Source organism: Alcaligenes faecalis, assembly GCF_005311025.1.
In the GTDB taxonomy this organism is placed as follows: domain Bacteria; phylum Pseudomonadota; class Gammaproteobacteria; order Burkholderiales; family Burkholderiaceae_B; genus Alcaligenes; species Alcaligenes phenolicus.
The window spans coordinates 2,983,608-3,009,960 of record NZ_CP031747.1 but is presented as its reverse complement, the minus strand read 5'-3'; the positions used below and the strand labels follow the sequence as shown (position 1 = coordinate 3,009,960).

Below are 26,353 nucleotides of genomic sequence, written 5' to 3'. Positions count from 1 at the left end.
TAAAGAGCAAGCCAGAATCCCAAATTGGAGTTCTGGCTTGTGGTGTAAAAAAACGGCCCCGGCTGCCTATGCATACAGGTGGGGCCGGGGTCGGCTTAAGGCTTCAGAGCGGGTTGGTGTCCTGCCAGGGGTTTCATCGCTTCTACGGCGTAGGCTACGTTCAGGATGCGTGCTTCCTCAAAGGCAGGGCCGATGATTTGCAGGCCTACGGGCATGCCGTTGGAGATACCGGCGGGCACCGTGACGGCCGGCAGACCGGTCAGGTTGCTGGGGCCGGTAAAGCGGATGCCTTCGTCGATGAAGTCCAGCGTTTTTCCGTTGATGTTGACGGTATCCACGCCAATGTCCGGTACCTGGCAAGGCAGGGTGGGGGCGATGATGACGTCTACGTCGCTGAAGGTGCCGGTAAATTGCTGTTTGAGGGCGCGGCGTACTTGCTGGGCTTGCAGGTAGTCGATGCCGCTGAACAGTTCGCCCAGTTCAAACAGGAAGCGAATGTCACCGCCAAAGTCTTCTGGGCGTTTGATCAGGTCCTGGTGGTGGATGGTCGCCGCCTCGGTCAGGCTGACGGCCAACTCGGCCCATTCGGAGTAGCGCAGGGCAGGCACGTTCAGGGGGATGACCTTGGCGCCCTGTTTTTCCAGGTCGGCCAGGCGGTCGCGAATGACTTTTTCAATTCCCGAGTCGACGTTCTTGAAGAAGTAGTCTTCGATGATGCCGATGCGCAGACCTTTGACGTTGCCGTTCAGAGCGCTCAGGTAGGAGCCGACAGGGACATTGGCGCAGGTCGGGTCGCGGGGATCAAAACCGGCAATCACTTCCAGCATCGCGGCAGCGTCCGCTACGGTTTTGGACATGGGGCCAACGTGGTCCAGGGTCCAGGCCAGCGGATAGACGCCAAATTTACTGACGCGTCCGTGCGTGGGTTTCAGGCCCACAATGCCGCAAGCGGCCGACGGGATGCGAATGGAACCGGCTGTGTCAGTACCCAGCGTGTTGTAAGAGCTGTGGGAGGCAACGGCGGCGCCGGAGCCACCGCTGGAACCGCCGGGGACGCGATCAGGGTTCCAGGGGTTATGCACGGCACCAAAGTGCGGGTTGTTGTTGTCAATGCCCCAGGCATATTCGTGCATGTTCAGCTTGCCGGTGAAGATTACCCCGGCATCGCGCAGCTTGGTGGCAACGGTGGCGTCGTCCTTGGAGACAAAGTCCTTGTGAATCTTGGAGGCCATGGTGGTGACCTCGTTCGCAAAGTAGATATTGTCTTTCAGCGCCAGGGGCACACCATGGAACACGCCCTTGTACTTGCCGGCCATGATGTCCTGTTCGGCTTGTTTGGCACTTTTTCTGGCCTGCTCGGCGGTGACGGAAATGTAGGCGTTGGTCTGTGGGTTCGACTCGTCGATGTAGGCCAGTAGGTTGTCGGTCACTTCGACAGGAGAAACAGCCTTGTTGCGCAGTTTGTCCGCCAGTTCAATGACGCTTAGCTCAAGCAATTCCTTATTCATGGTGATCCCCTCCGGCCAGGTGTTTGATAGCAAGGTCGGCATCGTCAATGGCGATGCCTTCCAGATTGCCTTTCATGGCTTGAATCTCGCGCCATTTGGTCTCCAGCTTGGCCAGATGTTCGGGACTGGGGTGTATTCCTTTTGCAGCCAGGGTGTCTTTGACACTTACAGTCATTTGTCCTCTCCTTATCGTTTTCAAAACCGTGCATGCGCCAATGACGCGCACAAAAAAAGCCCCACCCCTGGTGACAGGGAGTGAGGCTTTATTGCCTGCATGTCGCTGGCAACGTTGGCAGCGCATGCATGTGTTTTGGCAGACTCAGATATCTGCTTTTTCAATCTACAAAATATTGATGCCTAAACATACTGGGGTTTACCAGAGGACGTCGAGGACGGGAAAAGCTCGTCGATTTTGCAGCTTTCCGGCCTCTGATCTATGCGCTTTAGCCGGCTTGATTCACAGATTCAGACAGTAGGTAAAAAGCACTATCGGAATAGTCTTATGGTTTGTTGGGGTATGAATGGGTGAAATTATATCTGGGTCTTTTTACATGCCTATTTAAAAAAAGGTAATCCCATGAGAAATAAAAAATGCAAAAGCAAGTTGTGTTCAATACTGGTAGCCGGTTTTTTTACCTGCTTTTCCGTGAATGCTGTTGCTCAAGCTAGTGAGGATTGCCTAAGAAATACGGATTTGAATTTATATGACTGGAAAGTCGAGCCTTATGGAAATGGATTCTATAACGGTCAGGTAATAGCATCAGCATTGACAAACGCGACATTCTTTTATTCGTCAAAAGAGCGTAAAGCCAGTGTGGATGCGGGGGGAGTGAACGGTGGTAATCACCCCTATAACGCTATTCCTATGCCCAAGACACCTGGTGTGGGAGTACGAGTTTCCTGGAATGGTTTTTATAGTCTTTACGCGTTTACTGCGTCCTCTGTCCGTCCTGACGGAACCCCGGTTTCTGTTTCTTATATGGGGAAGATGTTGACCGGAGAAGGCCCAAAAAGTTACACGATTTCGTATTATTTTAAATACGAAATCGTGGTGATCGACGCGGAAAAATATAAAGGTGGAAAGCTTGAGGTCACTAATGAGCAGGCAGTTACTGCTTTTGTTTCTCGGACTAGTTCGGCAGGCAGAAACACAATTTGCGTTAATGGGATCCTTGATCTTATGGGGCCTTTGGTAAAAGGGGGCGGAATTCCCGAAATGCCCAAACCACCAGCGCCCACCTGTTCGTCGGCTGACCTGAACCGGGTGGTGTCCATGCCGCCCATCACCCTCTCGCAGTTGGCCGCATATGGCAGCAGTCGCAGCGAGGGGAGGATCGCTGAACAGAACTTTGAACTGGTAGGCCGCGGCTGTCCGGCAGGCACCACGATCAAGGCCTTTTTTACCGATACTCGTGCCAGTTCGGAGCCCAAGAATTATTTGCGCTCTTCACATCCGTCGGTTGGTGTGCGTCTGTATCACCGGGATAGCCAGCAGCCAATCGAGTTTGGTCCTGCGCCTGTGGGTTCCACTTTGCCGGACCGGCCCCCCGTCGTGGAAGGGCCAACAAGCAGCTCTTTATCTGATATGTATTTGCCTATCACCGCCCAGTATGTGCAATTGCCCAATGTGCAAAGCGGCACGGTAACACCAGGCAGTTTGCAGGCCGAGGCCGTGGTCACTTTCATGTATGACTAGGCCTGTAAGAGCATCCGCTCATATAAAGAGCGGGCTGCACTGGCAAGGGCTGGGGTTTTCAGACTATTCCTAGGCCATTAGCCCGCAGGAAATCTTACGATCTCAGTTATCGATTCTGGCCTGGAAATTCCAGTCTGTTCATTGTTAGCCGGGGACATTCATGTTCGCACCATCCACTTCTCACATGCCACCTACGATGGTGATGAACTTGCTTCGTCAGCCTCGCTCGGAGTCCGGCTTGTGGATGCCCCGGCGCATTGTCCCTGCTGTCGGGCGTTCTGCTAAAGCAAGCGCAGCTCCGGTAGACAGCAAGGCCTTGAGCAGCCGCCTGGTCCGGCCTTACGGCTTTTCGGGCCGTAGCGGGTGCGCTCAGCCTGAACAGGGCGGGATGCTGATTACGCGGGCTGTTTTGCTCGATGCCTTGCGAAAGGAGCAGGTTCAGGCGTGGCTGCAGCCCAAGGTCTCGGTGCAGTCCCAGCAGTTGGTTGCGTTGGAGGCTCTGGCGCGCTGGCGTCACCCTCAATGGGGTGTCTTGTCCCCCGATGTGTTTTTGCCCTGGTTCAGTGAGCATGGCCTGGACGAGGCTTTGCTCTTGCATATGCTGCAAGAAGTTCTAGGTTTGCAGGCCTATTGGCGTCGTCAGGGTTTGTCGGTGCCTGTGGCAGTGAACCTGCCCACTCATTTGCTTGATGATGTCAGCCTGCCAGATCGTCTGATGGCCTGTGTACAGGAACAGCAGGGGCAGGCCAGCCAGATTACGTTGGAGTTGCTGGAAAACTCCAACACCCGGACGCCCTGCGCCTTGTTTTTAGGGGCTTCACGCCTGGTAGCGATGGGCTTTGGGCTGGCGCAAGATGATGCCGGGGTGGCCTACAGCTCAATGGAACGTTTGATGTCAGCCCCGTTTTCAGAACTCAAACTGGACCGGCAAAGTGTGTATGGCTTGGCGCACAGTCGCGAGCAAAGCGAACAGGTACAAGACTGGATCCGGGTGGCCAAGCAGCGTGGCCTGCGTGTTACCGCCGAAGGAGTAGAGCAGCAGGAGGATCTGGATTGCTTACGACAAATGGGCTGTGATTATGCTCAAGGCTATTTGTTCGCCAAACCCACACCCGCCTTTGAGCTGGATATGTGGATGCGTCAGCGTTGGGCGACATGAATCAGGCATGCCCGGCCCTGCCTTGTGCGCATTCAGGAGAACAGGTTGTTCTGGGTACAGAACGCAATCAGGTCCTGGTTGTTATGCACGTTCAGTTTGCGCATGGCCGATGCTTTTTGGGCGCTGATAGTCTTGATGCTGCGGTTTAATTGTTCAGCAATGGCGCTGATGGAGTCTCCCATGGCAAACAGGCGCAGGACTTCAAATTCCCTTGGGCTCAGGGACTCCAGGCGCTCCTGTACCGAGCTGGTCAGCACGTCTTTGGGCGTATCTTGCTTGAAATTGGCCGGGTAGTACTTCACGCCCTGGCGCAACAAGTGCAGGGCGACCAGGACTTCAGAGAGCTCGTCCTGTTTGAGGACAACTCCTTGTACGCCAGCATCGTACAAAGAAGAAATAATCATGGGGTTGGACACCATGGTCAGCACAATCAGTTTGACGTCGGGAAAGTGGCGCCGTAGATAAGAAATGAAGCGCATCCCGTCGCCATACTGCTCATCGCCGGGCATGGAGTAGTCGGTAATGATGGTATCGGGCTGGTTTTTCTGCAGGTGCTCGACCAGCTCCGAGGGGCTGGCAGCTACGGCCTCAACGCTCAGGTTGATATCGCGGCCCAGCAGCTCGCGTATCCCCATCAAAATCAATGGGTGATCGTCTGCAATGATGACGCGCAGTTTCTGAATGGCGGGCATTCGGGTTTCCTTGCCTGTTTTGCTAGACTTGTTCAATCAGCTCGCGTAGTGCCTGGCACACGGCAGCGGCTGTATGAACTTGTGTTTCAGTTTGTTGAGTATTTTGCCTGAAATTCTGTTCCAGTTCTTTCACTCTGTCCGCGATTTCATGCAGACCCATTACCACCAGAGCTCCAGCCATGCGATGCAAGACGGCCTGGCTTTGCGCCGCGTTTTGCTCTTGCAGGGCTTGTTCCAGAGTCTGTAAATCCTTGCTCATGGTGCTGCGGAAAATCTCCCGATAGCGTTTGGGCACAGGTGAGGTAGCTAACGATTCCAGCAGACTGCTCAGGGTGGCCAGATTCATGGGCTTGACCAGGCATGCGTTCATGCCGCTTTGCGTACAGCGCTGGGCCTCGTCGCGCATGGCGTTGGCGGTAATGCCAATGATGGGTGCATTCATGCCTTGTGCACGCAGATGACGTGCCAGCTCGTAGCCCGTCATATTGGGCATATTGACGTCTGTCAGTAGCAAATCATGGTTGTTGTCATCCCACAGACTCAAGGCCTCTTCGCCATCTTGAGCCAGGGTTACCTGATATCCCAAACGCTCCAGCTGTTCACGCAAAGTCGCCTGATTGAGCGGGTTGTCTTCAGCGACCAGCACATGCAGGCCGGGGCGGCTGGGGGGCTTGATCGCTGTTTTGGCGGGTGGCGTGGACTCCAGGATTTGTGCCGGCGTGGCATGTTGTTGTGTCTGCCAGCGCTCCAGGGAACGAGCGATGCTTTCGGGACTGGTGCCATCCGCCTCGGGCAAGGTACTACTGCCATCGCGTGCCGAGACACTGAGGTAGGGGCCGAGCCAATGAGGTACCGGCTGGCTGCCGGGCATCATCACATCCAGCAAGATCTCTTCGGCCTGGCCTGTCAGAGAGTCGCTGGGCAGCAGGGCTTGTGCCTGGGCATTCCAGCGGATAAGCCAATTGCAGATCGACTCGGACAATTCGGCATGGGGTGTTCGCACATGCAGCTTCATGCCATGCAGGTTCGGGGCAGGGCGGGTTTGGGCCTCTTTGGGCTCTATGTCCAGATTCAGCGTAAAGGAGAAACTGCTGCCCAGTCCTGGTTCACTGGTTAACTGAATCTGACTGTCCATCAGTTCGGCCAGACGGGCACAGATGGACAGGCCCAAGCCTGCCCCTCGTATGGTGTGCTCGCCCGCATGGGCGACATAAAAGGGGGTAAACAGCTTGTCCTGTCGTTCGTGCTCAATGCCCACGCCACTATCAGCCACCTGAAACATTAATTGGGCTTTTCCTTGGGCAATCTGCTCAAGACGCAGTCGCACAATAATGTGACCTGCCTGAGTGAACTTGACGGCATTGCTGATCAGATTGCTCAGAATCTGACGTATGTGCAGAGGATCGCCCAGGACGCAAGAAGGGACATCCGGGTCTATATGGCAAAACAGCAGCAGGTTTTTTTGCTGAGCCATGGCGGTATAGGTGGCGGTGCAATCCTGGACCAAAGCAATCGGGTCCAGGGGCACCGACTGCACATGGGTCTGGCCCGCTTCAATCCGGCTGATATCCAGAATGTCACTGATGATCTGCAACAACTGGCGCGAGGCACCTTGAATTCGGTCTACCTGTTGATGCTGCTGGCTATTTAATTCGGTCATGGACAGCAACTCCAGGGAGCCCAAAACGCCGTAAAGGGGCGTGCGAATCTCATGACTCATCGTGGCCAGGAAAGCGGACTTGGCCGTACTGGCTTCATCGGCGGCCGCGCGCGCGCGTTCCAGTTCACGCTGGATTTCTTCTTGTGCCGTCAGGTCCATCAACACACACAGCAGAACGTCCTGCTCATGGTAGCGGCTGGGTGCGCAGGCCAAATGCAGGCTGCGTCCGTCTGCTAAATCTACTTTGCCTTCGGTGGCCTGCGCTCCCTGTTGCTGCAAGGTGTTCAGGGCCAAGGCTAGCGGTGCCTGTTCAGGTAATACATCCCCCGCATCCAGCCCCAGCCATTCCAGTGCCTGGGCATTGCCAAAAATAATCTGCCGCTTTTCTTTGCTGATCACGCACAGAGCTACCGGCGAGGTATCAATGATGCTGCGGTTGAAGTCCCGGCTTTCCAGCAGTGCACGTTGGGCCTGACGTGCTGGCTCCACCACACGGCGCCCGTACCAGCGGGCATAAGCCATGCCGCCCAGCAAACTCAGCAATAAAAATACGACCGTGCCCAGGGGTACCCATGTGCTGTCCAGCAACTGACTGGGGCTGATCAGGTAGCGCCCTGTCCAGGTGCCGGAGGGATCGCTCATTTGAAAGGCCAGGCCCCGCCAGCTGATGCTAAAACCATCGTGCTGCAAATCAGGGGAGTCGTTTTTACCGATCAGCAAACCCTGCTGGGTATGGTGCAGCCAGAATCGATACCCGACAGGCGCTTCGGACTGATTGAAAAATTCCCGCAGCCTGCCTTTGTCAAACAGACTCATGGCCTGGAATCGGGCCGGGTCTGCACCAGGTACGGGCAGTCCGGGCAAGGCAACCGGGATGATGCCCAGCATATGCAAGGGGTGGTCGGGCAGGGAAACCCACTTCACTGCTTGTGGACCGGGTAAAGGCGTGCTCCAGGGCTGGACGTGGTCGCGTGCTTCTTTGTGCGACGCAATAGGCAGGACCGTATCTGTGCGGGAGGATTCCAGCTCCGGAATGCTCAGGCTGTCCTCCATGTCGGGATGGAACAGGAACAGGTAGCCGGAGGGAAAATAGGATCTGGCCCAAAAGGACGCAAAGCTGTCGGCCAGATCGGCCCCCAAGGTTCCGTAGGCCTCTTTGGGGGCGCGGCAGTGCTGCTCGCAAATCATGGAAAACGAGACGCTGGCTGTTGGCCGCCAGATATTCACGGAACGGCCGCTTTCTACCGGTGGAGGTTCTGGCTCCGGCCCGGCTTGCAGTTTGGCGGCATCTGCCTTGAGCTGCGCTAAAAATCGTTCCTGTTCGTGGATATAGGCCACCGTCACGGCGAAATCGGATTTCAGACGATGGCGCTCCTGGCTGAAAAAATGCTGGCCGCCTACGACCAGAGCGCCCAGCAAAACGAAGGAGACAGGAATAACGCTAAGCAATAGTCGCGTGTGTCCACGCGAGCGCCGCGTCATACGATTAAAAGGTGAGTTGGCCATGGTTCTCCGTGAGGTCGCCGATTTGGGCAATTCCTGCCGTATCATACCGCCCTGCGCCGCGGTAGCGCCGTAGCATTTGTGGCTGGTCGGGCTGGTTTAGAAGGTCGGAGGCTGCAGGCTGTCGCGCAAGGCGGCCATGGGCAGAGGTTTGATCAGCAGGGCATCCATGCCTGCGGCTGACCATTCTTTGTCTTTATCCAAAATGGCATTGGCGGTAATGCCAATAATGCGTCCCTGGTAGCCTTCCGAACGCAAGGCGCGGGCCAGAGAGTAGCCGTCCATGCCGGGCATGAACAGGTCTGTAAACACAATATCAAATTGATCTTTGTTTGCCAGTGTCGAGGCGGCTTCGCCGCTGGCTTCCAGATGAGTCGTGCAGCCCAGCAAAGTTAATTGCTCCTGAAGAATTTGCCGGTTAACCGGGTTGTCGTCCACGACCAGTACACGTTGGGGGCGTACGGAGGGTTTTAATGTCTCTTTGGTCGGCTGAGGCGCGCAATCGAGCGCTTGAGCCTGCTGCACCGCTTGCATGATGTGTTCCATGGCGGTCGAGGCAGTGTAGAAGCAGTCAGGATTATCGGCTTGAGGGGTTTGGGTCTGGGTATTGGGTTGAACCATGACCTGGCGGCCTGTCCACTCAGGTGTACTGGTGGCAAAAGACGGCCAGCTATGCACCAGCACAGCCCCCGGTTTGGCGACTTGCCCGGTGTAGGGCAGGGCATAGGCACCCCAATGACGGAGCCATTTGCTGACGTTGGAGACGATTTCCGGGATGTCTCCAGTCACATAGACGGGGCGGAATGCCAATTTGGACTCGGGAGCCGGAGCTGTGCCGGGCGGGGAGGCCACAGGCAGAATCACTTCGAACGTGATACTGGTGCCGAGGCCCGGTTCACTGACCACAGACAGAGAGCCGCCCATCAGGCTGGCCAGGCGCTGACAAATGGGCAAGCCCAGACCCGTGCCAGGCTGCTTGTTGGCACCACCTTCGTTAAGGCTGAAATAGGGCAGGAACAGTTTGGGCAGAACCTCTGCACTGATGCCCTGTCCGGAGTCCGTAATCTGAAAGCGCAGTGACAGGCGGTTGCCCGGCTGGGGTTCAGTATGCAGACGCAGCACCACATGGCCAGAAGTGGTGAACTTGATGGCATTGCTGATCAGGTTGCTCAGAATCTGGCGAATCTTCAGGGGATCACCAATAGTGGGAACCAGGGCCCTGACAGGGGTGATGGAATACAGTAGCAAGCCCTTGTTTTGTGCGGTTGCAGCAAACGCTGCAATAGTTTCATCCACCTGCTCCTGCGCACAGAATTCGCGCGGTTCCAGGGTGACGTGCCCCGCTTCAATACGAGACAGGTCCAGCGATTCACCCACTACCCGGAACAGTGTTTCGGCCGAGCGGCGCAAGGTGTCCAGATAGGGCGAAGGGTGTTGCTGCTTTTCGGAAAGAGACAGGAGCTCCAGCGTCCCTAGAATTCCGTACAGGGGCGTGCGGATTTCATGACTCATGGTGGTCAGGAATTGAGTTTTGGCGATATTGGCGTTCTCGGCCAGTTGGCGGGAGTGGCGCAGGGCAGCCTCTTCGGCTTTCTCAGCGGTGACGTCAATAATGGAGCACAGAGCCGCGGGCTGTCCGCGGTAATGCAAGCTGATGGCATGGACACGTACACTGCGCCCATCCTTCAGGGTAACGTCGGTGCATGTGCTGGGGTCATGCTCACCGGGTAAGCGTGTACGCCATTGATCATCACCTTGCATCCAGGTGCGTGCCTGCAGGTTTTCTTGAAAAACCACTTCACCTTGGGCGTCGACCAGGGCCAGGCCGACAGGAGCCATGGCAACCAGCTTGCGATTCAAGGACACGCTATCGACCAGGCTTTGTTGCTGCTGGCGCGCAGGCAGCAACAAGCGCCTCCGTATCAGGCAAGCGCCGACCAGAACAACGGTGGTAAAGACGGTGAGGGTCAGCAAGGCCGTGATCAAGGCATTGCGGCCATCGTGCAATAACTGTTTGGTGGGCAGGGCGTAGAGTACTCGCAGGCCGCCCGTCCCAATGGATTTGCTCAGGATGATATGTTTGGGCCAGCCTTTGCCGTCAAAACCAAAGTAGTCCTGCTGAATCCAGCGCAACTCGGACGCATCAGGCGGGGAGCTGCTGTACAAAACAGCTTGCCCGCGTATATCGAACAAAATGTATTCCGTGCCAGGTGGTGGTGGCGTCAAGGTCAGGGCGCGGTCGATATTGTTCAGTTCAAGACCCAACCAGGCTCCCTGACGGTTTTCTCTGTCTATCGGGGTGTAAGCCACCAACTGCGAGAAAGAGTCATTGTCCTGGTGTAGCCAGAGCACGGGAACTTGCCGGGCGTGAGGCTGTTTATTGATGGTGTTCAGGCGTGTGGCTAGCGCATCCACCTGTGGTTCCCAGAACCGGCGCTGGCCGTCGCGCTCCAGACGGTAGTCTCGGGCAGGATCCAGCTCGCTGTATCGCAAGGTGCCTGTGCGATGGATGGCATTCCAATGGCGGCGCGTCAGTAAAAAGACGTAGTGATCGGCTGAGCCATTATTCGGGGTGTCGAGCGTTTCCAGGTTTTGTCTATTGGACGAGAGCTGCACGGTGTCGGGAGAAACCGCTGCTGCGGCCACGGCGCGCAGCAGGACCTCACGCTGGTCAAAAAATAATTGGGCGTGGTCGGCAGCACCGTTCAGTTGCCGACGATACTCGGAAATCAGGTGCGTAGCCGATGCATACAGATATGCCCCGGTGCCCAAGGAGGCACACAGGATAAGGATTAAGGACAAGGCACCCAGCAAGACGCTGGGAAAGCGAGGAACCTGCATGCAGGGCAGGTTCTCTCGCATGGGGCTGCCTCTTAGCTGAACAGGCCTCATACTGTTCCGTCCTGGCTTGCGCCTTGTTTGGCCAGATCGCCGGGCAGCATGGGATCGGGTTCACGCTTGACACAGTTCAGGCGAAGCAACTGATAGTTCAGGCTTTCGGCTTGTTCGGCCAGCTCGTAGCGGGCGCGACACAGCTGACCATTACGGCTGATATCCAGATAGCCGCGCATTTGTTCAGGGGAGACCATGGTCAGGATACGGCCACGCGGGTCGGTCATGCCCAGTTGCTGGCCGGCGGCATCCCGCACCATGGCGCCAAAGGGCAACGCTGCACCTTGCTCATCGCGCAATTCAAACTGTACGCGGTAACCGACTTCGGCCTTGAAAGTAGCCAGGGCAACCGCACCGCGGGTAGGGACGATTTGCTGCACGGCGTTGTCGAATTCGGCATTGCGCGGGGCGTTGCGTGTATCCAGGCTGACGTGGTTGCTGCGGTAGGGGGTGGCATTGGGGATGATGGCGTAGCCGTTCGAGCCGGTCTTGACACCTGCGTGGCTGGATACGCCTACCCCGGCTACAGGCGGCTCTACTTTGGCCAGCATGATGGTCTCGCCCAGAGCCTGACCCAGGTTCACCCCGCCGCTATGCGCCACAATCGAACCATTGGCCGAGAAGTTGCCGGAGCTGTGTTGATTGCCATAGGAGTAGCCGGCATTCATACGGGCAAAAGAGCTTGCTGTTCCCACGTTGACCGAGGTACTGCTTTCACCGGCAGCACTGCGGCCACCTGCAACGGCGTAACTGATCTCGCGCTCGGTAGGCAATAGACCGCTGGCACCAGCCTGGACGGCATTGCCACTATTGTCATGGCTGACCGTGGTAAAGCTTTGTGGCGCATTTGGTCCGCTGCCCAGAGGGATACTCAAGGTCAGCATGACTGCGTTGTCGTGCGAGCGCGAAGGACCAAAGGAAGACTGCAGGTTACGGGTACGGGTGTACGACAGGTTGTAGTTCACCTTGCCGATATGGTTGCTGTAGCCCACCGACAAACTATTGGAGGAGTTGTTCTCCCAGTTCTTGTTGTAGGAAGCGCTCAGGTACAGATTGCCACCGCCTACAGGTTGGCTGATATTGGCATCGATGCGCTGGCGCGAGTCACGTTGACCGTACAGGCGCAAGTGCGCTGGTGCTTCTGTGGCGGTGACGTGATCGGACAGGGTGCGATAGCCACGGCTCAAGTCGTGACGCATATTGATGGACACGTTCGAGCCGGTAGCCTCGATGAACTTGTTGTAACGCAGGTTCATGCTGGTGCCCTGGGATTGCTGGCCCTGGACACGACTGGTGGAGCGGGTCGCATCCAGCGAGACCGCACCCAACTGGGTGTTCATGCCGACCCCCAGGGAATAGGCATTGAAGTCTTTGGAGACCTGCACCCCGGCGGCCAGGGTGGTGTTGGCGCTGACGCCATACAGCATGGAGCCGCTGACAAAGTGGGGACGCTCCTGCATTTCGTCGTTCAGGCGCAGTTGACCGGCGGCGATGTCATAGCTCAGGCGGCCTTCACGCACCATCAAGGGCGGTGCAGAGAATGCCTGGCGCAAGATGCGACGCGAACCATCGGCTTCGATAATGGTGATTTCCAGATCACCGTTCGAGCCCGAGGGCGCCAGGTCACTGATGGCGAAAGGACCGGGGGCGACGTTGGTGGTGTAGATCACATAGCCGTTCTGGCGTACTTCCACCGTGGCATTGCTTTCGGCCGTGCCACGGATAACCGGCGCGTAGCCCTGCTCGCTGTCGGGGCGCATGGCCTCGTCCGAGAGCATCTGCGCACCCATAAAGCGCACACTGTCAAACAGGGGCGAGCGGGTATACGTCTGCCCGGCCAGCAACTGGCTTTTCAGGGACACGATATCGCGCTGGGCGTAAGTGTTCTGGCTGGTAAAGGAGCTGGAACGATTGGTGCCCGAGGTGTAGTAGGAGTTGTTGCGTATGCGCCAGGGGCCGATGTTCACACCCAGGCGCAGGTCTGCACTCAGGTGGTTGGTGGCGGACATGCCTTTGCTTTGATCGCGGCGCACATTGACACCGTAGTTCACAAAGGCAGCTGTCTGGCCTTCGTCCCACAAAGAGGGATCAACATAACCGCGTTTGCTGGGGCTCAGGTAGATCTGCGGGATACTCAGCAGCAGACGCAATTGGGCACTTTCGTAGACCACGGTGGCGTCAGGCACAATTTCGGGCAGACGCAAGCAGGTGGACTCGGCCGACACGGGAGCGGGCAATTTGCTCAGATCAATCCCGATCTGCTCGAGCATCTCCTGGTCAAAGCAGGGCTCGTTTTCGTCCGTACGCGGGTTGCGTTTGAAGGTGATGTCGCGTCGTCCGGTACGCTGCTGGTTCACGTACAGGTCCACGCGCTGTACGCCTTCAGCGACGTTGCTGCTCGAGAGCAGGGTGCGCAAGTCGGCGGTGGAGGCGTTGCCTTGCAGGAAGGCCATGTTAAATGCCATGGAGTCACCGCTATCCAGAGCAGCAACTTGTACGGGCTCTGTCTTGTTTTCTTCGGGAGCGGGAACGGTAACGGAGGCGGTCGTCTGAGCCTGGGCAGCACAAGCTGCAAATACCATGCAGGGCAGCAAGGCAATCCGCAACGCGGCCAGTGGCTGGCGGCTGATGGGATGAATGCGATGGCAGAACAGATGGTTTTTTGTGAACATGACTCTGCACCCAGGGGGCGTGATTGACGATTTGAAGACGTGCAAGGGCTCCTGCTACTGGCCGGGTGCCAGTAGCCGAAAGGGTCAGACGTGAGAAGCGGGGAGTGGGCGGCGGGTCGTGCCGCCGGCTTACGGAGTGTCCGAGCTCAAGGCGCGGGCCTGAACTTTGCTTTGGCCGTTCAGGCGAACTTCATAGGGATCGGCGCTGCCGTAGTCGCTGATCGCACGAAACTGCAAGGTGTCTTGTGCGCCGGAGCGACCCAAGGGCAAGCGGCGGGTCTGGCCAGGGGCAATCATGCCGGGGTCTTCCATTTCCTGGCCTTTGGCATTGCGCAGGGTGGACATGGACACGTGGTAAGCGCTGGGGTTGTGGATCTCCAGCATAGGTGCGCCCTGAGCGTTGACCACGGACCACTGCAAATCGACAGGGGCCTGGGCGGCCGAACCGGGCAAGCCGTCAGGACGGAAAAATAATTTGATGCGTTGGCGAATGGCTATCTGCAGCTGATTGTCTCCGGGACTTTGTTGCGGGATTTCCTGGATGTTCAGCCAGAGCACGGTTTCGCGGTCACGAGGCAGGCCCTGGTCACCGCCGGCATAGAGCACACGCATCACTTGCTGGCCGTTAGGGGCAACTTTGACCAGTGCAGGGGTAATGGCAAAGGGGAGTTCTGCTTGATCGTGATCGGTATTCGTTTCCAGCCAGGACTGAACCAGGATGGGCGAATTGTCGTTGCGAACCACAATGGACGCTTCTTGCTGCTTCTCGGGCAGGATCAGGCGGGTACCGCTCAAGGAGATGGATGCCTGAGCCTGGTTGCTCAATAGCGCAGCGCTCAGGGCCAGACATCCAAAAGCCAGTTTCTTGAAAGTTAAGATGGACATGGTTCATTCTCCTTGAGGGGTTGGTTCTGGCGAAAGGGATCACCCTTCGCCAGAGGTTCAGGCAGTCTTATTCGTAAGACAGCTCGTAGGCAACGGTCGCGTTGGCTTGGCCACCGACAACATCAGCAACTTCAGCACCGGCCTTGCGGGTGTAGTAGGCGGTCAGAGGAATGTTGATGGCGCCGTCAGCGTAAGGAGCTTCCAGCTTGGCGGTGCCGCTGGTGAAGTCCAGAATGGTTTGGTCGCTGACCAGCATGATCTGCACGTTCTGGGCGCCGCCAGTGACAGCAATACCCTTGCCGGAGGTCGCGGTAGGAGCCAGCTTCAGCTCAACTTTGGTGCCGGTGGCACATTCGATCTGCATATCGATGTTCTTGGAGATCGAGGTGATGCCGCCTGCGGAGGTAGCGGGCGTCGCTTCCGTACCCAGAGTCTTGGCCGACACAGGGCCCATATCGACCAGCATGTTGGCACCGGAGCTGGAAGCACCAGGAGAACGCACGGTGCAACTGTCAGCGTTGATGCTGCCTACAAAGTTGATGTTGCCGCGGGCACCGATAGTGGATTCGGCTTGAGCACCGGCAGCAGCAAAAGCGGAAAGGATAGTGAGGCCGAAAAGGATCTTTTTCATGATTGATTTGACTTCCGATTGTTGGACAAACGAAGCAACCTTGTTGTACGCCTTGGGGCGCTCTAAGGTTCCCAGGAGTGTGCTCTGTTTGGGCACAATTGAAGTTTAGGAAATCAATCGGGGAAAAGATTTAGGACTATTCTTAAAATGCAGTCCTATTAATTGAGAATGTTTTTTTTAATTGTTTTGTTCTGTCAAGTGGCTTGTTTGCTTGGTTTGCAATTCTTGACGATTAAGCTTGATTGGGTTTGAGTATCAATTAAGAGCGGAAAAATAACTCTAGGAATAATCTTAAATAATTGAATAGACTGCGCTTTTAAAATTTCATCATTAATTGGCCCCGATAGGGGTTGGAAACGAATTTTGATGAATGAGATGCGTGATATGTGGAACCGTATATTCAGGAAACAGGAGTTTTCCCGCCAGCGATTCGTGTGGGCTAAAGCATTGATGCTGCCCATTGCCTTGCTTGTCGGGATGGGCCAGGTCCAGGCTCAGTCAACGAGCTGTTTCAGGTCCCGAGACCTGACGGCACGCTCAAGCTGGAGTATGGCCCCTAGCGGCACCGTCTTTAAAAATGGCGATATTGTAGGGCGTACGTCTGCCTATGCTGAGTACTACATGCCCATTGCCCACGGCGAAACAGTGGATGTCTATGCAAGCGGGCAGATAGTGGATAACGCTTATCAAGCAGTTCCCTTGAGTGGGATGCCAGGGTTGGGTTTGGTCGTTCGCTGGGCGGGGTACGCCTCCACTGTCTCTTTGACGCCAATCGGACCAAGTGCTCCGCAGGGAACGATTATTTCCAGTAGCCCGTGGATTTCTGTGCTACGAGCGCGAACAACGGCCAGTTACACGCTGGCCCAGTTCTACAGTTTTGAACTGGTGGTTATTGATGACAAGGTATATAAAGGCGGCAAACTGACCTTTACTGAAGCCAATAAAGTCCTTGTTATGACAGCCAATCAAAAGGGCACGGCTAATGCACAGCTTTGTATTAATGGGTTCGTGGACCCCATGGCGGCTTTGACCGGCACCGTGCAAGTGCCTGAGTTGCCCAAACCTGCCTTGCCCAGCTGTAAGTTCTCGACCAGTACCTTGACTCAAAATGTGGTTCTGGGACCCGTTGATCCCGGTCAGATTGTGCCTGCAGGTGCAAGTCGCTCTTCAGGTGCGTCAGGGCAAGCCCATTTCTTGATTGAGGGAACGGGTTGTACCAAAGACACCAAACTGAATATCTATTTCACCGACACCAGGGATAGTGCAACGAATAAAAATTATTTGCTCTCAAGCAACCCGGCAGTCGGGATACGTTTGTTTCATCGCGGTGAATCTGACCCCCTGCCTTTTGGTCCTGCGCCTTCAGGCTCCTGGGTGCCGTCGCGTTATGCGCCTTCTGTAGGGCCGGCCCTGACGGATGGTGCTGTACTGTCTACCGGTTTTACCGCTCAGTATGTACGGCTGCCCAATAAAACCGAATCAGATGTCAGACCGGGGCCTTTGGAAGCGGCTGCAACTTTTGTGATTGTGTATCCCTGATATGCAGGAAGAAAAAAGCGGAGCCAAGGGGCTCCGCTTTTTTTATTTGCTGGTAGCGGGTTCCTGCCAGCGTAAATAGGCATTGCGGGTTTGGGTGGACACGGACTCCAGCACCTTTTGATGTGTCACCTTATGGCGTGCCAGCAGGCGTGCATCTGCCACTGTTCGGGATTTGCAGAACCAGTGGCAGCTGTGTTGAAACAGGTATAGCTCGGCGGACAGATGAAAGGCCCGGCTTTTTGGGTCCAGCTGTTCGGGGTTGTCCACCATATGACGCAGCCCGGCAGCATGAATCTGCAATAGCTGGCGGAAGTCGCGCGTCATGGAGGGGATGATGCGTTCGGCATAGGGCACGCAAAAGGGCAGCATGCCTACTCGGGTGTTTTCTGCTGGTTCTTTTTGCAGAAGGTCGGCCAGAGATTGAATCTGGGTGGCTACCGCGTTTTCGGTCTGGGCAAACATCTCCAACACCTGCAGTTGGCGCGAGGGGTCCTGTTCGCCAATCGCGCGGGTATAGCCTTCCGTCAGCGTTTCCATATGGCGTTCCAGCTGGAAGCTGCTCAAGTGGCGACCCAGCAAGATAATGCGTCCGCGTTGATACCGTGCCCGCACAAAGTGCAGGGCTATTGCGGCGACCAGAAGAAGAATTACTGTGTCCATCATCCGTGTTTCCGTGCAGGGCCAGGCACCTTGTTGTTTTCTGCTGCAGCGCCAAGCCTGGCTATAAAAATCTCGGCTGCCAAATAGCAGCCGGCCATTGTATCCCGCCATTCTTTATTCTTGTTTTCATTCTTGTCGGGGATTGCCACCAGTGAGGCCAGGTGGATTGCACAGACGGAAATCGCTGAAAAAGGGGGGCAGTCCCCCCGAGCAGCCCCCAAGCCTGAAGACGAATTCAAGCTTGGGGAGCTACGTATGTGTGGGGTGCGTCTTCCAGGTAGAACGCAGCCCTTGATGCAAGGGCTGACTCCAGGAGGGCTGGTGTTCAGGTTGCAGCTGGATTCCAAGCTGCAATTGGTTCTGTTCTCAAGCTTTTCCAGCGGCTGGCAGGGCGGGGCTGCCGGATGCTCTTGCCTGCTCCTGACTGATCTGACGGACTACCAGCAGCATGCACAAGGCTGAAACAATAATGCAGGGAATTGCCGAGCTGATGACGCCAGCGGCTCCATACCCCTGGCTAAGCAACATGCCTGCAAGGGTTGGACCCAGCGTTGCGCCGATACGGCCAACGGCTGCAGCGGTGCCGACGCCAGTGGCACGTACGGAAGTAGGGTAGACAATACCGCCAAAGGCATACAAGACGCCCTGGCAACCAATCACAAACGCACCCGTCAGTGCGGCAGCCCAATACATCTGCGTCAGGCCGGATGCGGCGTTCAGGCTTAACAAACCAGCCAGAATACCGCCGTACATCAGTGCAATAACCAGGGTTTTGTGCCAGCGGTCGGTCAGATACCCTAACAAGACGGTGCCCACGGTTGCGCTGACCATGAACCAGAATTGGGCTGTGCTGCCTTGCTTGCGGCTAAAGCCCAGCTCCTGGAACAGGGAGGGAAGCCAGCTCAGCATCAGGTAGACCACCATCAGCGTGAAAAAATAGCTGACCCACAAGAGCAGGGTGCGGGTGGCCAGACCATTGCTGAACAGATCCTGGAAGCGCCCTTGAACGACAGCAGGGCTTTGTCGAGCCTGCAGGAACTCGCGTGATTCGGGCAGGAACCATACCATGACAGGAATAACCAGCAGGGGGAGCAGGCCGCCCAGATAGAAGATGTTTTTCCAGTTTTCACCAAAGTTGGAGGCAGCGACCAGTGACAGAATGGCGGCCCCAACAGGCATGCCGGCATACATCATGCCCACTGCACGGGCACGGTGTTCTGGTTTGACGGATTCGGCAGCCAGCGTAATCAGATTGGGCATGGCCGCGCCCAGACCGGCTCCAGCCAGAAAGCGCACCATCAACAGGATGGCCAGGCTATTGACCCAGGCAGTGAACAAGGTAAACAGGGCAAAGATGGCGACCGAGGCAATCAGCACGGCCTTGCGACCGTATTTATCGGCCCAGCGCCCGCCCATCAGCGAACCGGGTAGCAGTCCCAGAATGCCCGCACTTAGAAAATAACCTTGGTAGGTTTTATCCAGACCAAACTCTGCTGCTACGCCTTTCACGGCAATACCAGCGGCCTGGATGTCCATGCCTTCGATAACGGCGATCAGAAAGCAGATCGCCACGGTAATGACCGCATGTCTGCGGCCTTGAGTATGTGTCATTGCTATGTCTCCTCGGTTGACCGGGACGTTTTTCTTGTTGCTTCTGCCCCCTGCCCGCCCCGAATTCAGGGTGCAGAAACCCGCTCACTGCGCGGCAAGGCAGCGCTGAGCGGGGGTAGAACTTTTTTTTAGAGTCTCGGAATCAGGCTGTGGCGCCTTGGCGCTGCAGCAAGTCCAGGGCCACGTCCACGATCATGTCTTCCTGTCCGCCCACCATGCGGCGTTTGCCCAGTTCGACCAGAATGTCCACGACTTTCAGCCCGTACTTGTTGGCTGCGGCTTCGCTGTGGCGCAAGAAGCTGCTGTAGACACCGGCGTAACCCAGGGCCAGGGTTTCACGGTCTACACGGACCGGGCGATCCTGCAGGGGGCGCACAATGTCGTCGGCGGCATCCATCAGGGTGTACAGATCGGTGCCATGGTTCCAGCCCATGCGCTCGGCAGCCGCAATAAAGACTTCCAGCGGTGCATTGCCGGCACCTGCGCCCATGCCTGCCAGGCTGGCATCAATGCGGTCGCAGCCTTCTTCAACGGCCACAATGCTGTTGGCCACGCCCAGGGACAGGTTGTGGTGGGCGTGAATGCCGGTCTGGGTTTCAGGCTTGAGTACATCCTTGAAGGCCCGGAAGCGTTCGCGCACATCGTTCATGTTCAAGGCACCGCCCGAGTCCACCACATAGCAGCAGGTTGCCCCGTAGCTTTCCATCAGCTTGGCCTGTTCGGCCAGATGCTGCGGACTGGTCATGTGGCTCATCATCAAAAAGCCGGCGGCATCCATGCCCAGCGAGCGGGCGTATTCGATGTACTGCTTGCTGACGTCCGCTTCCGTACAGTGCGTGGCAACGCGTACGATGCGTGCGCCGGCGTCGTAGGCGGCTTTCAGATCATGAATGGTGCCAATGCCCGGCAGCAGCAAGGTGGCAATCTTGGCGTGCTGCACGACCGAGGCCACTGCCTCGATCCACTCCAGATCAGAGTGCGCCCCAAAGCCGTAGTTGAAGCTGGAGCCGCACAGCCCGTCACCGTGGGCCACTTCAATCGAGTCCACCTTGGCCTGGTCCAGGGCACGGGCAATGTCGATGGCGTTCTGCACGCTGTACTGGTGACGCACGGCGTGGCTGCCGTCGCGCAAGGTCACATCGGAAATAAAAAGCTTTTTTTGTGAATCGTGTGCCATGTTCGTGTCCTTGCTAATCATGCGGCCTGCGTCAGCAAGCGGGTTTGTGCCAGACGCTCGGCACAGGCCAGGGCGGTGCTGGTCATGATGTCCAGATTGCCTGCGTAAGCGGGCAGATAATGGGCCGCACCTTCCACCTCGATAAAGACCGACGTTTTCAGACCGGAGCGCAAGCCCAGACCGGGCACATTGATGGGCTGGTCTTCCCGGATCAGGTCAAATTGCACTTTTTGCTTGAGGCGATAGCCGGGCACATAGGCCTGAACCTGGGCTGCCATAGCTTCAACCGATTGCTCGATTTCAGCCTCTTTGCCCGGATCAGTCAGGGTGTAGATGGTGTCGCGCATCAGGAGCGGGGGCTCGGCCGGGTTCAGCACAATAATGGCTTTGCCTACCTGTGCGCCGCCTACCACTTGCATGGCTTTGCTGGTGGTTTCCGTGAACTCGTCGATATTGGCGCGTGTGCCGGGACCTGCGGATTCGGACGAGATGGAGGCAATGATTTCCGCATAGTGCACGGGGGTGACTTGCGAGATGGCCGCGATGATGGGCACGGTGGCCTGTCCGCCGCAGGTCACCATATTGATGTTGGGCGCGTCCAGATTGTCTTCCAGGTTCACCACGGGCACGGTGTACGGGCCAATGGCGGCAGGCGTCAGGTCAATCACCTTGATGCCGTGTTCTTGCAGCAGCGCATTGTGGCGGGCATGGGCCCCGGCACTGGTGGCATCGAACACAATACGAATGTCCTGGAAGTTGGGCAGCTTCAACAGCCCTTCAATACCTTCATGGGTGGTGGGCACGCCCAGCCGGGCTGCACGGGCCAGGCCGTCCGAGCTGGGGTCGATACCGACCATGGCACCCATGCTCAGGTATTTGCTTTGGCGCAGTACCTTGATCATCAGGTCGGTGCCGATATTGCCCGAGCCAATAATGGCGACGGCAATTTTGGGGTTTGTCATGTGTGTTACTCCGAACAAAGAGGACTTAGCCTGCGCTGAAGGTGACCGATACCGAGCCTATGCCCTCGATCACGGCTTCAAAGTGATCGCCGCTGGCCACCGGCGCCATGGGGCCCAGAGCGCCGGTCAGAATGACATCCCCGGCCTTGAGCGGATCACCCAGTTCGGCCAGGGTGCGGGCCAGCCAGGCGGCTGCATTAAAGGGGTGGCCCAGGCACTCGGCACCACTGCCGCTGGAGGCCGCTTCGCCGTTACGCAGCAGCGTCATGCGGGCGGCGCGCAGGTCCAGACCATCCAGGCGACGGGCGGGTCCGCCCAGCACATACAGGCCGCTGGAGGCGTTGTCGGCCACGGTATCGACAAAGCGGATGTCCCAGTTTTCGATGCGGCTGCCCACAATTTCCAAAGAAGGCATGACCCAGCCTACGGCGGTGGCGACATCCGCAAAGCTGGTGTCGGCGTGGGGCAGGTCGCGCTCCAGAATCAGGGCGATTTCGGCCTCGATCTTGGGCTGCAATACACGTTCGAAGGGGACGGTGTCGCCATCGCCATAGGCCATGTCGGCAAACAGGGCGCCGAAGTCGGGCTGGTCCACGCCCAACTGCTTTTGCACCTTGGGGTTGGTCAGGCCGATCTTGCGGCCCGTCAGGCGGCGTCCCTGCGCTACGCCACGAGCAATATTGATACGCTGGATGTCATAGGCGGCCTGGGCATTGTCTTCACCGATCAGAGCGCGGATCGGTTCAATGGCCTGACCGCTGTGTTCGGCCTGGCGCAGGCGGGCAGCCAGCGTGTCCAGCAGTTCAATGGATGATTCGCTCATCTCAACGCTCCAGGAAGTCCAGCACCAGCTGGTTGAACTTCTCGGCGTGTTCCCATTGCGCCCAGTGGCCGCATTGGTTGTAGACGTGCAGCTCGGAGTTCGGGATACCCGCCAGCAAGCGCAGGCCGGTGTCAAAAGGAACGACACGGTCCTGACGGCCCCAGATGATCAGGGTGGGGGCGGTGATGCCGGGCAGGCGCGGGCTGAAGTCGGGGAACTGGCGCGGGTTGGCTTCCAGGGATTTCAGGAAGTTTTCCAGATGATCCTTGCGGCTGAGCATATTGTTCAGACGGGCTTGCAGCAGCTCTTCGGTCAGAACGCTGGCATCGAACACAAAGACATTGTTAAAGCGCTTCAGGTTTTCCAGCGTAGGTTCGCGGTACAGGCCGTTCAGCAGCTTGATGCCTTCGCTGGGCATGGGGGTGAACAGGCTCATGCCACCTGTGCCGCCGCCCATCAGAACCAGTTTGGCCACGCGTTCGGGCCAGGTCAGGGCAAAGGCCACCGAGCTATGTCCGCCCATGGAGTTGCCCAGCATGTGAATCTTGGCTATGCCTAACTGGTCGATGATGCTTTTGACGACACGGGCATTCAAATCCGAGCGCGAACCGCTGTTGACGATGGAGTCGCTCTTGCCCCAGCCGGGGCAGTCAATCAGCAAGACGCGATAGCCAGCCTGGGTCAGGGGTTCGATATTGCGGTTGAAGTTGGCCCAACCGGTTGCACCGGGGCCCGAGCCGTGCAGCATGACGACGGTCTGTTCGCCCTGGCCCAGATCGTTGTAGTGAATGCGCAGTTCCTTGCCTTCCTCGACCACGGTCGCGAAACGGCTGTAATCAGCTTCATTAAGACTCATGACAATCTCCTGATGTTTTGTTGTGGTGGATTTCAGTTCTTGCTGGGATGGGCGGACAAGCCGCCAAAACCGGCAATCCACTCGGGAATTTCGCGGTAGTAGCGATGGCCTGCTTCGTAAGGGCCATAGGCCGACAGTCCGGCAAAGGCGGCTACCCAGGTTTTGACTTCGTGGGCGCTGCGGCCTGCCAGGGCGGAGACCTCGTCGTTGGCGACCTCATCGAGCTGGGCATAGCGCTGCGTTTGCAGCAGATCCAGAAAGTTCTGGTCCCACTCGGGGTTAAGCGGATGCAACACCGAGGGGTCCTGGGTGAAAGCCTTGCCAGCATCAATCGTGCGCTGGGTGCGAGCGGCACGGGCTTCGGGCGACAGGGTGTAGCCTTCGCCATCCAGAGAGCGGCGCACGGGCTCGGGCGCTTCGGCGTAAACGGGCACGGGGGGCTGATGTGACAGCCCGCCGGAACCCAGCCACAGCACGCGTTTTCCGGTAGAACGGGCCCATTGACCGATGGCTTCACCCAGCAGGCGTGCACGCTTGAACGTGGGCAGGGGGGCCGCTACCGAGTTGATGAACACCGGAATAACCGGGTACTGATCCAGGCTGCCTACCAGATGCTCCAGCGGATAGGCAGCACCGTGATCGACCTGCATATCGTGTGAAATCGCCACATCCACACCGCTATTGATGACATGGGTGGCGCAGTCGGTAGCCAGCTCAAAGGGCACGTTCAAGCGCCCGGCCAGACTGCCAAAATCCCCAATCGCATGGGCGCCTGTGCCGATGCAAAAGCTGGGCATGACGTTATAGAAAAAACCATTGAAGTGATCGGGCGTGAACAGCACGATCAAATCCGGTTTGAAGGCGGCAATGCGCTCGCGGGCGGCTTTTTGTACTGCAAAGACTTCGTCCAGCACGGCCTGTGCCGGGTCGTGATGACCCAGCAAGGGGGTGTGTGATAAGCACTCCAGATGTGCCTGCATCCCGGTCTCCTGTTTTATGAGTGTGAAGGGGCCGCGACGCATGGAGCCGCGGCTTGTGCGGCAAGCGCAAGGCTCGCCCCCTGTTTGGCCAGATTGCGCAGGGCCTGGGTGGTATCGGCCCAGACCTCCAATGGCAAGATGGCTCTTTGTTCAATCAATTCCTTCAAGGGACGCATGTCGCGACCTTGGTTGACGGTGATGGCGCCACAGATGGCACCTTCCGGGTCCAGGCCGATCAGCACAAAGGGCGTTTGCTCCAGTGAGCCACGCAGGACCCAATGAGCCGCCTGCATCTCCCCGGCGAATTGAATATTCAGGTCGCATTGATCAGTCCAGAACCAGGAGGGAGTGGCTTTGGCGGGTTCCTGGTTCAGCATGTGGCACACAGCCATCACGGCCTGGCGGTTGGCGTTCTCCCAGGTTTCCTGCCGCTGCCAGCGGCCATCCAGTCCGATCTGAACGGTGGTGTCGCCGGCGGCATAAATGCCTGGGCAGGAACTGCGGCCATGCTCATCAATGACCACGGCGCCTTGCTCGGTATTTAGCCCGGCACTGTCAGCCAGGCAGGTGTCTATGGTGACGCCTACGCCGTAAATCAGCAGATCACCCTGCAGCGTCTTGCCGTTGCTGAGTGTCAAAGCAATTTTTTGTTCAGCTTCAAGGCTTGCATGCTCGACATGGGTGCCCAGATGAACGTGGACGCCGCGCGCTTGATGGACGCCGAGCAAGTAATCGCTCAAGACTTCGGGAGCATTGCGCGACATGATGCGGGTGGCCGGGTCGATCAGCTCGACAGTTGCGCCCATGGCGACCAGGCTGGAGGCCAGCTCCAGACCAATCACGCCAGCCCCTACCAGCAGTGCATGACTACCGGGTTTGATCTGGGCGCGAATGCGATGGGCATCGTCCAGGGTGCGCAGCACATGCGATACAGAACCCAAGGCATCCAGTTCGGGCAGGCGTCGGGCCTGCGCACCGGTGGCCAGCAGCAGCGAGTCGTAATGCAGGCTGTCGCCATTGGACAGGCTGACCTGACGAGCTTGAGCATCAATGGCTACAGCACGTACGCCCAGTCTCAGATCGATATTCTGTTCCTGGTAGAAACTTGCGGGGTGCAGTGTCAGTTGGGCCTGTTCGGGGTTGAGCAAGGCGTCCTTGGACAGCGGCGGACGCTCATAGGGCAGATGAGGCTCATCACCGACCAGCGTGATCGAGCCTTGAAAGCCACGGCTGCGCAGTTCAGCGGCTGCTGTGGTGCCGGCCTGCCCAGCTCCAATAATGAGGATATGGGGGGCTTGCATCACAGCTCCAGACCGCCAGCCACATTGCGGATGCCCCGGATACCCAGGCCCGCATCAGCATTGATCATGACGCCGGTCAGCGTCTGGTTGTTCTGGCGTGATGCCAGCAGCACAAAGGGGCCGGTAAATTCTTCCGGTTCGGGGAAGAACTGCAGGGGCAGGATGGCCTTGATTGCATCGGGCGAGCGTGAGTCCATGATGCGGGTGTCTTGCTGACCCAAAGCCTGCGGTCCGCGCAGATCGGTTTTCATGCCGCAAGGGCCCACGCCATTGACGCGTACCTTGGGGGCCAGCTCGAATGCCAGTTCACGGATCAGACCGACCGCCGCGTGCTTGCTGGCGGTGTACAAAGGGCCACCGCCTTCGGCGTAGAAGGCGGAGTTGCTCAAGGTAAAGATCATGCTGCCGCAGGATTTCACCAGCTCGGCGGCAGCCGCTTTGGCCCCAAGCAGATAGCCTTTGACGTTGATGGCAAACAGCTCATCAAAGCCTTTGTCCAATTGCTCCATGCTGGTGTTGATCAGGCGTGCGCCGTGATCCCAGACGGCCGCATTGCCAATAAAGCAGTCCAGCTTGCCAAAGCGGGCCACTGTGGCATCCACGGCCTTTTGATTGTCGGCCGCGCTGCACACATCGCCCTGGATGGCCAGCACCTTGCCTTCAAAGTGCTGCTCCAGCTGGGCGCATTTTTCTGCCGAGCGTTCCAGCACGGCCACCTTGGCCCCTTCTTTCAAAAAGCGCTCCACCAGAGCCAGGCCCAGGCCGGAGCCGCCTCCGGTGATCAGTGCGACTTCGTTTTCAAGCCAGCCTTTCATGCCTGGGCCTCCAGATCGATATAGACCATGCCTTCGCTGATGATGACCGGATAGGTACGCAGCGCTTCCGTGGCGGGCTGGCACAGTGCCGCGCCCGTTTTCAGACAGAAGCGGGCAGCGTGCAAGGGGCACTCCACGGTGCCGTCGTCCTCGACATAGCCTTCGGACATGGACGCGTTGCCGTGGGTACAGCGGTCGTCCGTGGCGTAGAAGGTGCCAGCGATATTGAACAAGGCGATCTGGCGCTCGGGGGTGTCTATCTTCAGTGCTTCGCCATCGGCCAGCGCACCGGTTTCACATGCAGTAATGTGGGTCATATCAATCAACATCG

At 57.6% G+C, this 26,353-nt stretch carries 21 protein-coding genes; 3 read left to right on the top strand and 18 right to left on the bottom strand.

Annotated features, from left to right (window positions below):
- Window positions 1–95 precede the first annotated feature (95 nt).
- The gene (locus D0C27_RS13860; protein WP_137431185.1) at window positions 96–1,508 is read right to left on the bottom strand and encodes an amidase; all 1,413 of its coding nucleotides are present in this window, start codon (window positions 1,506–1,508) and stop codon (window positions 96–98) included.
- The gene (locus D0C27_RS13855) at window positions 1,501–1,683 is read right to left on the bottom strand and encodes a hypothetical protein (RefSeq protein ID WP_003803240.1); all 183 of its coding nucleotides are present in this window, start codon (window positions 1,681–1,683) and stop codon (window positions 1,501–1,503) included. Before D0C27_RS13855 ends, D0C27_RS13860 begins: the two co-directional genes overlap by 8 nt.
- A gap of 402 nt (window positions 1,684–2,085) precedes the next feature.
- Here D0C27_RS13855 and D0C27_RS13850 point away from each other — a divergent pair, with 402 nt between their 5' ends.
- Both D0C27_RS13850 and D0C27_RS13845 read left to right on the top strand, forming a co-directional pair.
- Window positions 2,086–3,204 carry a fimbrial protein gene (locus D0C27_RS13850; protein WP_137431184.1) on the top strand — a complete coding sequence of 373 codons (1,119 nt, stop codon included), beginning with the start codon at window positions 2,086–2,088 and terminating at the stop codon, window positions 3,202–3,204.
- Between the two features lie 160 nt (window positions 3,205–3,364).
- Window positions 3,365–4,363, top strand: coding sequence for an EAL domain-containing protein (locus D0C27_RS13845; protein WP_080748062.1), 999 nt, complete (start codon window positions 3,365–3,367; stop codon window positions 4,361–4,363).
- A gap of 32 nt (window positions 4,364–4,395) precedes the next feature.
- Here D0C27_RS13845 and D0C27_RS13840 read toward each other — a convergent pair whose 3' ends face one another.
- From D0C27_RS13840 to D0C27_RS13815, 6 genes are all read right to left on the bottom strand, one after another.
- A complete protein-coding gene (locus tag D0C27_RS13840) occupies window positions 4,396–5,055 on the bottom strand; it encodes a response regulator (RefSeq protein ID WP_035272032.1) in 660 nt (219 codons plus the stop codon).
- Between the two features lie 22 nt (window positions 5,056–5,077).
- Complete coding sequence (locus D0C27_RS13835; protein WP_170978582.1) at window positions 5,078–8,221, bottom strand: hybrid sensor histidine kinase/response regulator; 3,144 nt, start codon at window positions 8,219–8,221, stop codon at window positions 5,078–5,080.
- A gap of 96 nt (window positions 8,222–8,317) precedes the next feature.
- Entirely contained in the window at window positions 8,318–11,080 is a 2,763-nt protein-coding gene (locus D0C27_RS13830) for an ATP-binding protein (protein ID WP_170978581.1), read from the bottom strand.
- 26 nt (window positions 11,081–11,106) lie between these two features.
- Complete coding sequence (locus tag D0C27_RS13825) at window positions 11,107–13,782, bottom strand: fimbria/pilus outer membrane usher protein (protein ID WP_137431181.1); 2,676 nt, start codon at window positions 13,780–13,782, stop codon at window positions 11,107–11,109.
- Window positions 13,783–13,911: 129 nt separating this feature from the next.
- The gene (locus D0C27_RS13820; protein ID WP_083053191.1) at window positions 13,912–14,667 is read right to left on the bottom strand and encodes a fimbrial biogenesis chaperone; all 756 of its coding nucleotides are present in this window, start codon (window positions 14,665–14,667) and stop codon (window positions 13,912–13,914) included.
- A gap of 67 nt (window positions 14,668–14,734) precedes the next feature.
- Complete coding sequence (locus D0C27_RS13815) at window positions 14,735–15,298, bottom strand: fimbrial protein (protein ID WP_009459276.1); 564 nt, start codon at window positions 15,296–15,298, stop codon at window positions 14,735–14,737.
- Window positions 15,299–15,664: 366 nt separating this feature from the next.
- On the opposite strand from D0C27_RS13815, the gene D0C27_RS13810 reads away from it, so the two are divergent.
- Complete coding sequence (locus tag D0C27_RS13810; protein WP_081055412.1) at window positions 15,665–16,837, top strand: fimbrial protein; 1,173 nt, start codon at window positions 15,665–15,667, stop codon at window positions 16,835–16,837.
- A 42-nt stretch (window positions 16,838–16,879) separates the two neighbouring features.
- On the opposite strand, the gene D0C27_RS13805 is transcribed toward D0C27_RS13810, so the two are convergent.
- The 10 genes from D0C27_RS13805 to hcaC all read right to left on the bottom strand — a co-directional run bounded on the left by D0C27_RS13805 (window position 16,880) and on the right by hcaC (window position 26,339).
- A complete protein-coding gene (locus D0C27_RS13805) occupies window positions 16,880–17,500 on the bottom strand; it encodes a hypothetical protein (RefSeq protein ID WP_238441753.1) in 621 nt (206 codons plus the stop codon).
- Between the two features lie 363 nt (window positions 17,501–17,863).
- Window positions 17,864–19,108, bottom strand: coding sequence for a 3-(3-hydroxy-phenyl)propionate transporter MhpT (mhpT, locus tag D0C27_RS13800; protein WP_009459273.1), 1,245 nt, complete (start codon window positions 19,106–19,108; stop codon window positions 17,864–17,866).
- 142 nt (window positions 19,109–19,250) lie between these two features.
- The gene (gene dmpG / locus D0C27_RS13795) at window positions 19,251–20,285 is read right to left on the bottom strand and encodes a 4-hydroxy-2-oxovalerate aldolase (RefSeq protein WP_115634055.1); all 1,035 of its coding nucleotides are present in this window, start codon (window positions 20,283–20,285) and stop codon (window positions 19,251–19,253) included.
- Between the two features lie 17 nt (window positions 20,286–20,302).
- The gene (locus D0C27_RS13790; RefSeq protein ID WP_137431180.1) at window positions 20,303–21,247 is read right to left on the bottom strand and encodes an acetaldehyde dehydrogenase (acetylating); all 945 of its coding nucleotides are present in this window, start codon (window positions 21,245–21,247) and stop codon (window positions 20,303–20,305) included.
- Window positions 21,248–21,272: 25 nt separating this feature from the next.
- On the bottom strand, window positions 21,273–22,070 hold the full coding sequence (gene mhpD, locus D0C27_RS13785; RefSeq protein WP_083053194.1) for a 2-keto-4-pentenoate hydratase: 798 nt from the start codon (window positions 22,068–22,070) through the stop codon (window positions 21,273–21,275).
- 1 nt (window position 22,071) lies between these two features.
- Window positions 22,072–22,926 (bottom strand): alpha/beta fold hydrolase, encoded by an 855-nt coding sequence (locus D0C27_RS13780; RefSeq protein ID WP_060186368.1) that lies wholly within the window; start codon window positions 22,924–22,926, stop codon window positions 22,072–22,074.
- A gap of 32 nt (window positions 22,927–22,958) precedes the next feature.
- The gene (locus D0C27_RS13775) at window positions 22,959–23,906 is read right to left on the bottom strand and encodes a 3-carboxyethylcatechol 2,3-dioxygenase (protein ID WP_083053195.1); all 948 of its coding nucleotides are present in this window, start codon (window positions 23,904–23,906) and stop codon (window positions 22,959–22,961) included.
- Between the two features lie 14 nt (window positions 23,907–23,920).
- Complete coding sequence (hcaD, locus tag D0C27_RS13770; protein ID WP_137431179.1) at window positions 23,921–25,207, bottom strand: 3-phenylpropionate/cinnamic acid dioxygenase ferredoxin--NAD(+) reductase subunit; 1,287 nt, start codon at window positions 25,205–25,207, stop codon at window positions 23,921–23,923.
- Window positions 25,207–26,022 (bottom strand): 3-phenylpropionate-dihydrodiol/cinnamic acid-dihydrodiol dehydrogenase, encoded by an 816-nt coding sequence (gene hcaB, locus D0C27_RS13765; protein WP_115633969.1) that lies wholly within the window; start codon window positions 26,020–26,022, stop codon window positions 25,207–25,209. Before hcaB ends, hcaD begins: the two co-directional genes overlap by 1 nt.
- The gene (gene hcaC / locus D0C27_RS13760; protein ID WP_009459259.1) at window positions 26,019–26,339 is read right to left on the bottom strand and encodes a 3-phenylpropionate/cinnamic acid dioxygenase ferredoxin subunit; all 321 of its coding nucleotides are present in this window, start codon (window positions 26,337–26,339) and stop codon (window positions 26,019–26,021) included. The genes hcaB and hcaC overlap by 4 nt, the downstream gene beginning before the upstream one ends.
- Between the last annotated feature and the right edge of the window lie 14 nt (window positions 26,340–26,353).

Excerpts from the sequence above, each read along its gene's own strand:
- D0C27_RS13775 (WP_083053195.1), bottom strand. The coding sequence starts at position 23,906 with ATGCAGGCACATCTGGAGTGCTTATCACACACCCCCTTGCTGGGTCAT.
- D0C27_RS13790 (WP_137431180.1), bottom strand. The coding sequence starts at position 21,247 with ATGACAAACCCCAAAATTGCCGTCGCCATTATTGGCTCGGGCAATATC.
- hcaB (WP_115633969.1), bottom strand. The coding sequence starts at position 26,022 with ATGAAAGGCTGGCTTGAAAACGAAGTCGCACTGATCACCGGAGGCGGC.
- D0C27_RS13830 (WP_170978581.1), bottom strand. The coding sequence starts at position 11,080 with ATGCGAGAGAACCTGCCCTGCATGCAGGTTCCTCGCTTTCCCAGCGTC.
- hcaD (WP_137431179.1), bottom strand. The coding sequence starts at position 25,207 with ATGCAAGCCCCCCATATCCTCATTATTGGAGCTGGGCAGGCCGGCACC.
- D0C27_RS13805 (WP_238441753.1), bottom strand. The coding sequence starts at position 17,500 with ATGATGGACACAGTAATTCTTCTTCTGGTCGCCGCAATAGCCCTGCAC.
- mhpD (WP_083053194.1), bottom strand. The coding sequence starts at position 22,070 with ATGAGCGAATCATCCATTGAACTGCTGGACACGCTGGCTGCCCGCCTG.
- dmpG (WP_115634055.1), bottom strand. The coding sequence starts at position 20,285 with ATGGCACACGATTCACAAAAAAAGCTTTTTATTTCCGATGTGACCTTG.
- D0C27_RS13820 (WP_083053191.1), bottom strand. The coding sequence starts at position 14,667 with ATGTCCATCTTAACTTTCAAGAAACTGGCTTTTGGATGTCTGGCCCTG.
- D0C27_RS13810 (WP_081055412.1), top strand. The coding sequence starts at position 15,665 with ATGAATGAGATGCGTGATATGTGGAACCGTATATTCAGGAAACAGGAG.
- hcaC (WP_009459259.1), bottom strand. The coding sequence starts at position 26,339 with ATGACCCACATTACTGCATGTGAAACCGGTGCGCTGGCCGATGGCGAA.
- D0C27_RS13840 (WP_035272032.1), bottom strand. The coding sequence starts at position 5,055 with ATGCCCGCCATTCAGAAACTGCGCGTCATCATTGCAGACGATCACCCA.
- D0C27_RS13780 (WP_060186368.1), bottom strand. The coding sequence starts at position 22,926 with ATGAGTCTTAATGAAGCTGATTACAGCCGTTTCGCGACCGTGGTCGAG.
- D0C27_RS13860 (WP_137431185.1), bottom strand. The coding sequence starts at position 1,508 with ATGAATAAGGAATTGCTTGAGCTAAGCGTCATTGAACTGGCGGACAAA.
- D0C27_RS13845 (WP_080748062.1), top strand. The coding sequence starts at position 3,365 with ATGTTCGCACCATCCACTTCTCACATGCCACCTACGATGGTGATGAAC.
- D0C27_RS13825 (WP_137431181.1), bottom strand. The coding sequence starts at position 13,782 with ATGTTCACAAAAAACCATCTGTTCTGCCATCGCATTCATCCCATCAGC.
- mhpT (WP_009459273.1), bottom strand. The coding sequence starts at position 19,108 with ATGACACATACTCAAGGCCGCAGACATGCGGTCATTACCGTGGCGATC.
- D0C27_RS13835 (WP_170978582.1), bottom strand. The coding sequence starts at position 8,221 with ATGGCCAACTCACCTTTTAATCGTATGACGCGGCGCTCGCGTGGACAC.
- D0C27_RS13855 (WP_003803240.1), bottom strand. The coding sequence starts at position 1,683 with ATGACTGTAAGTGTCAAAGACACCCTGGCTGCAAAAGGAATACACCCC.
- D0C27_RS13815 (WP_009459276.1), bottom strand. The coding sequence starts at position 15,298 with ATGAAAAAGATCCTTTTCGGCCTCACTATCCTTTCCGCTTTTGCTGCT.
- D0C27_RS13850 (WP_137431184.1), top strand. The coding sequence starts at position 2,086 with ATGAGAAATAAAAAATGCAAAAGCAAGTTGTGTTCAATACTGGTAGCC.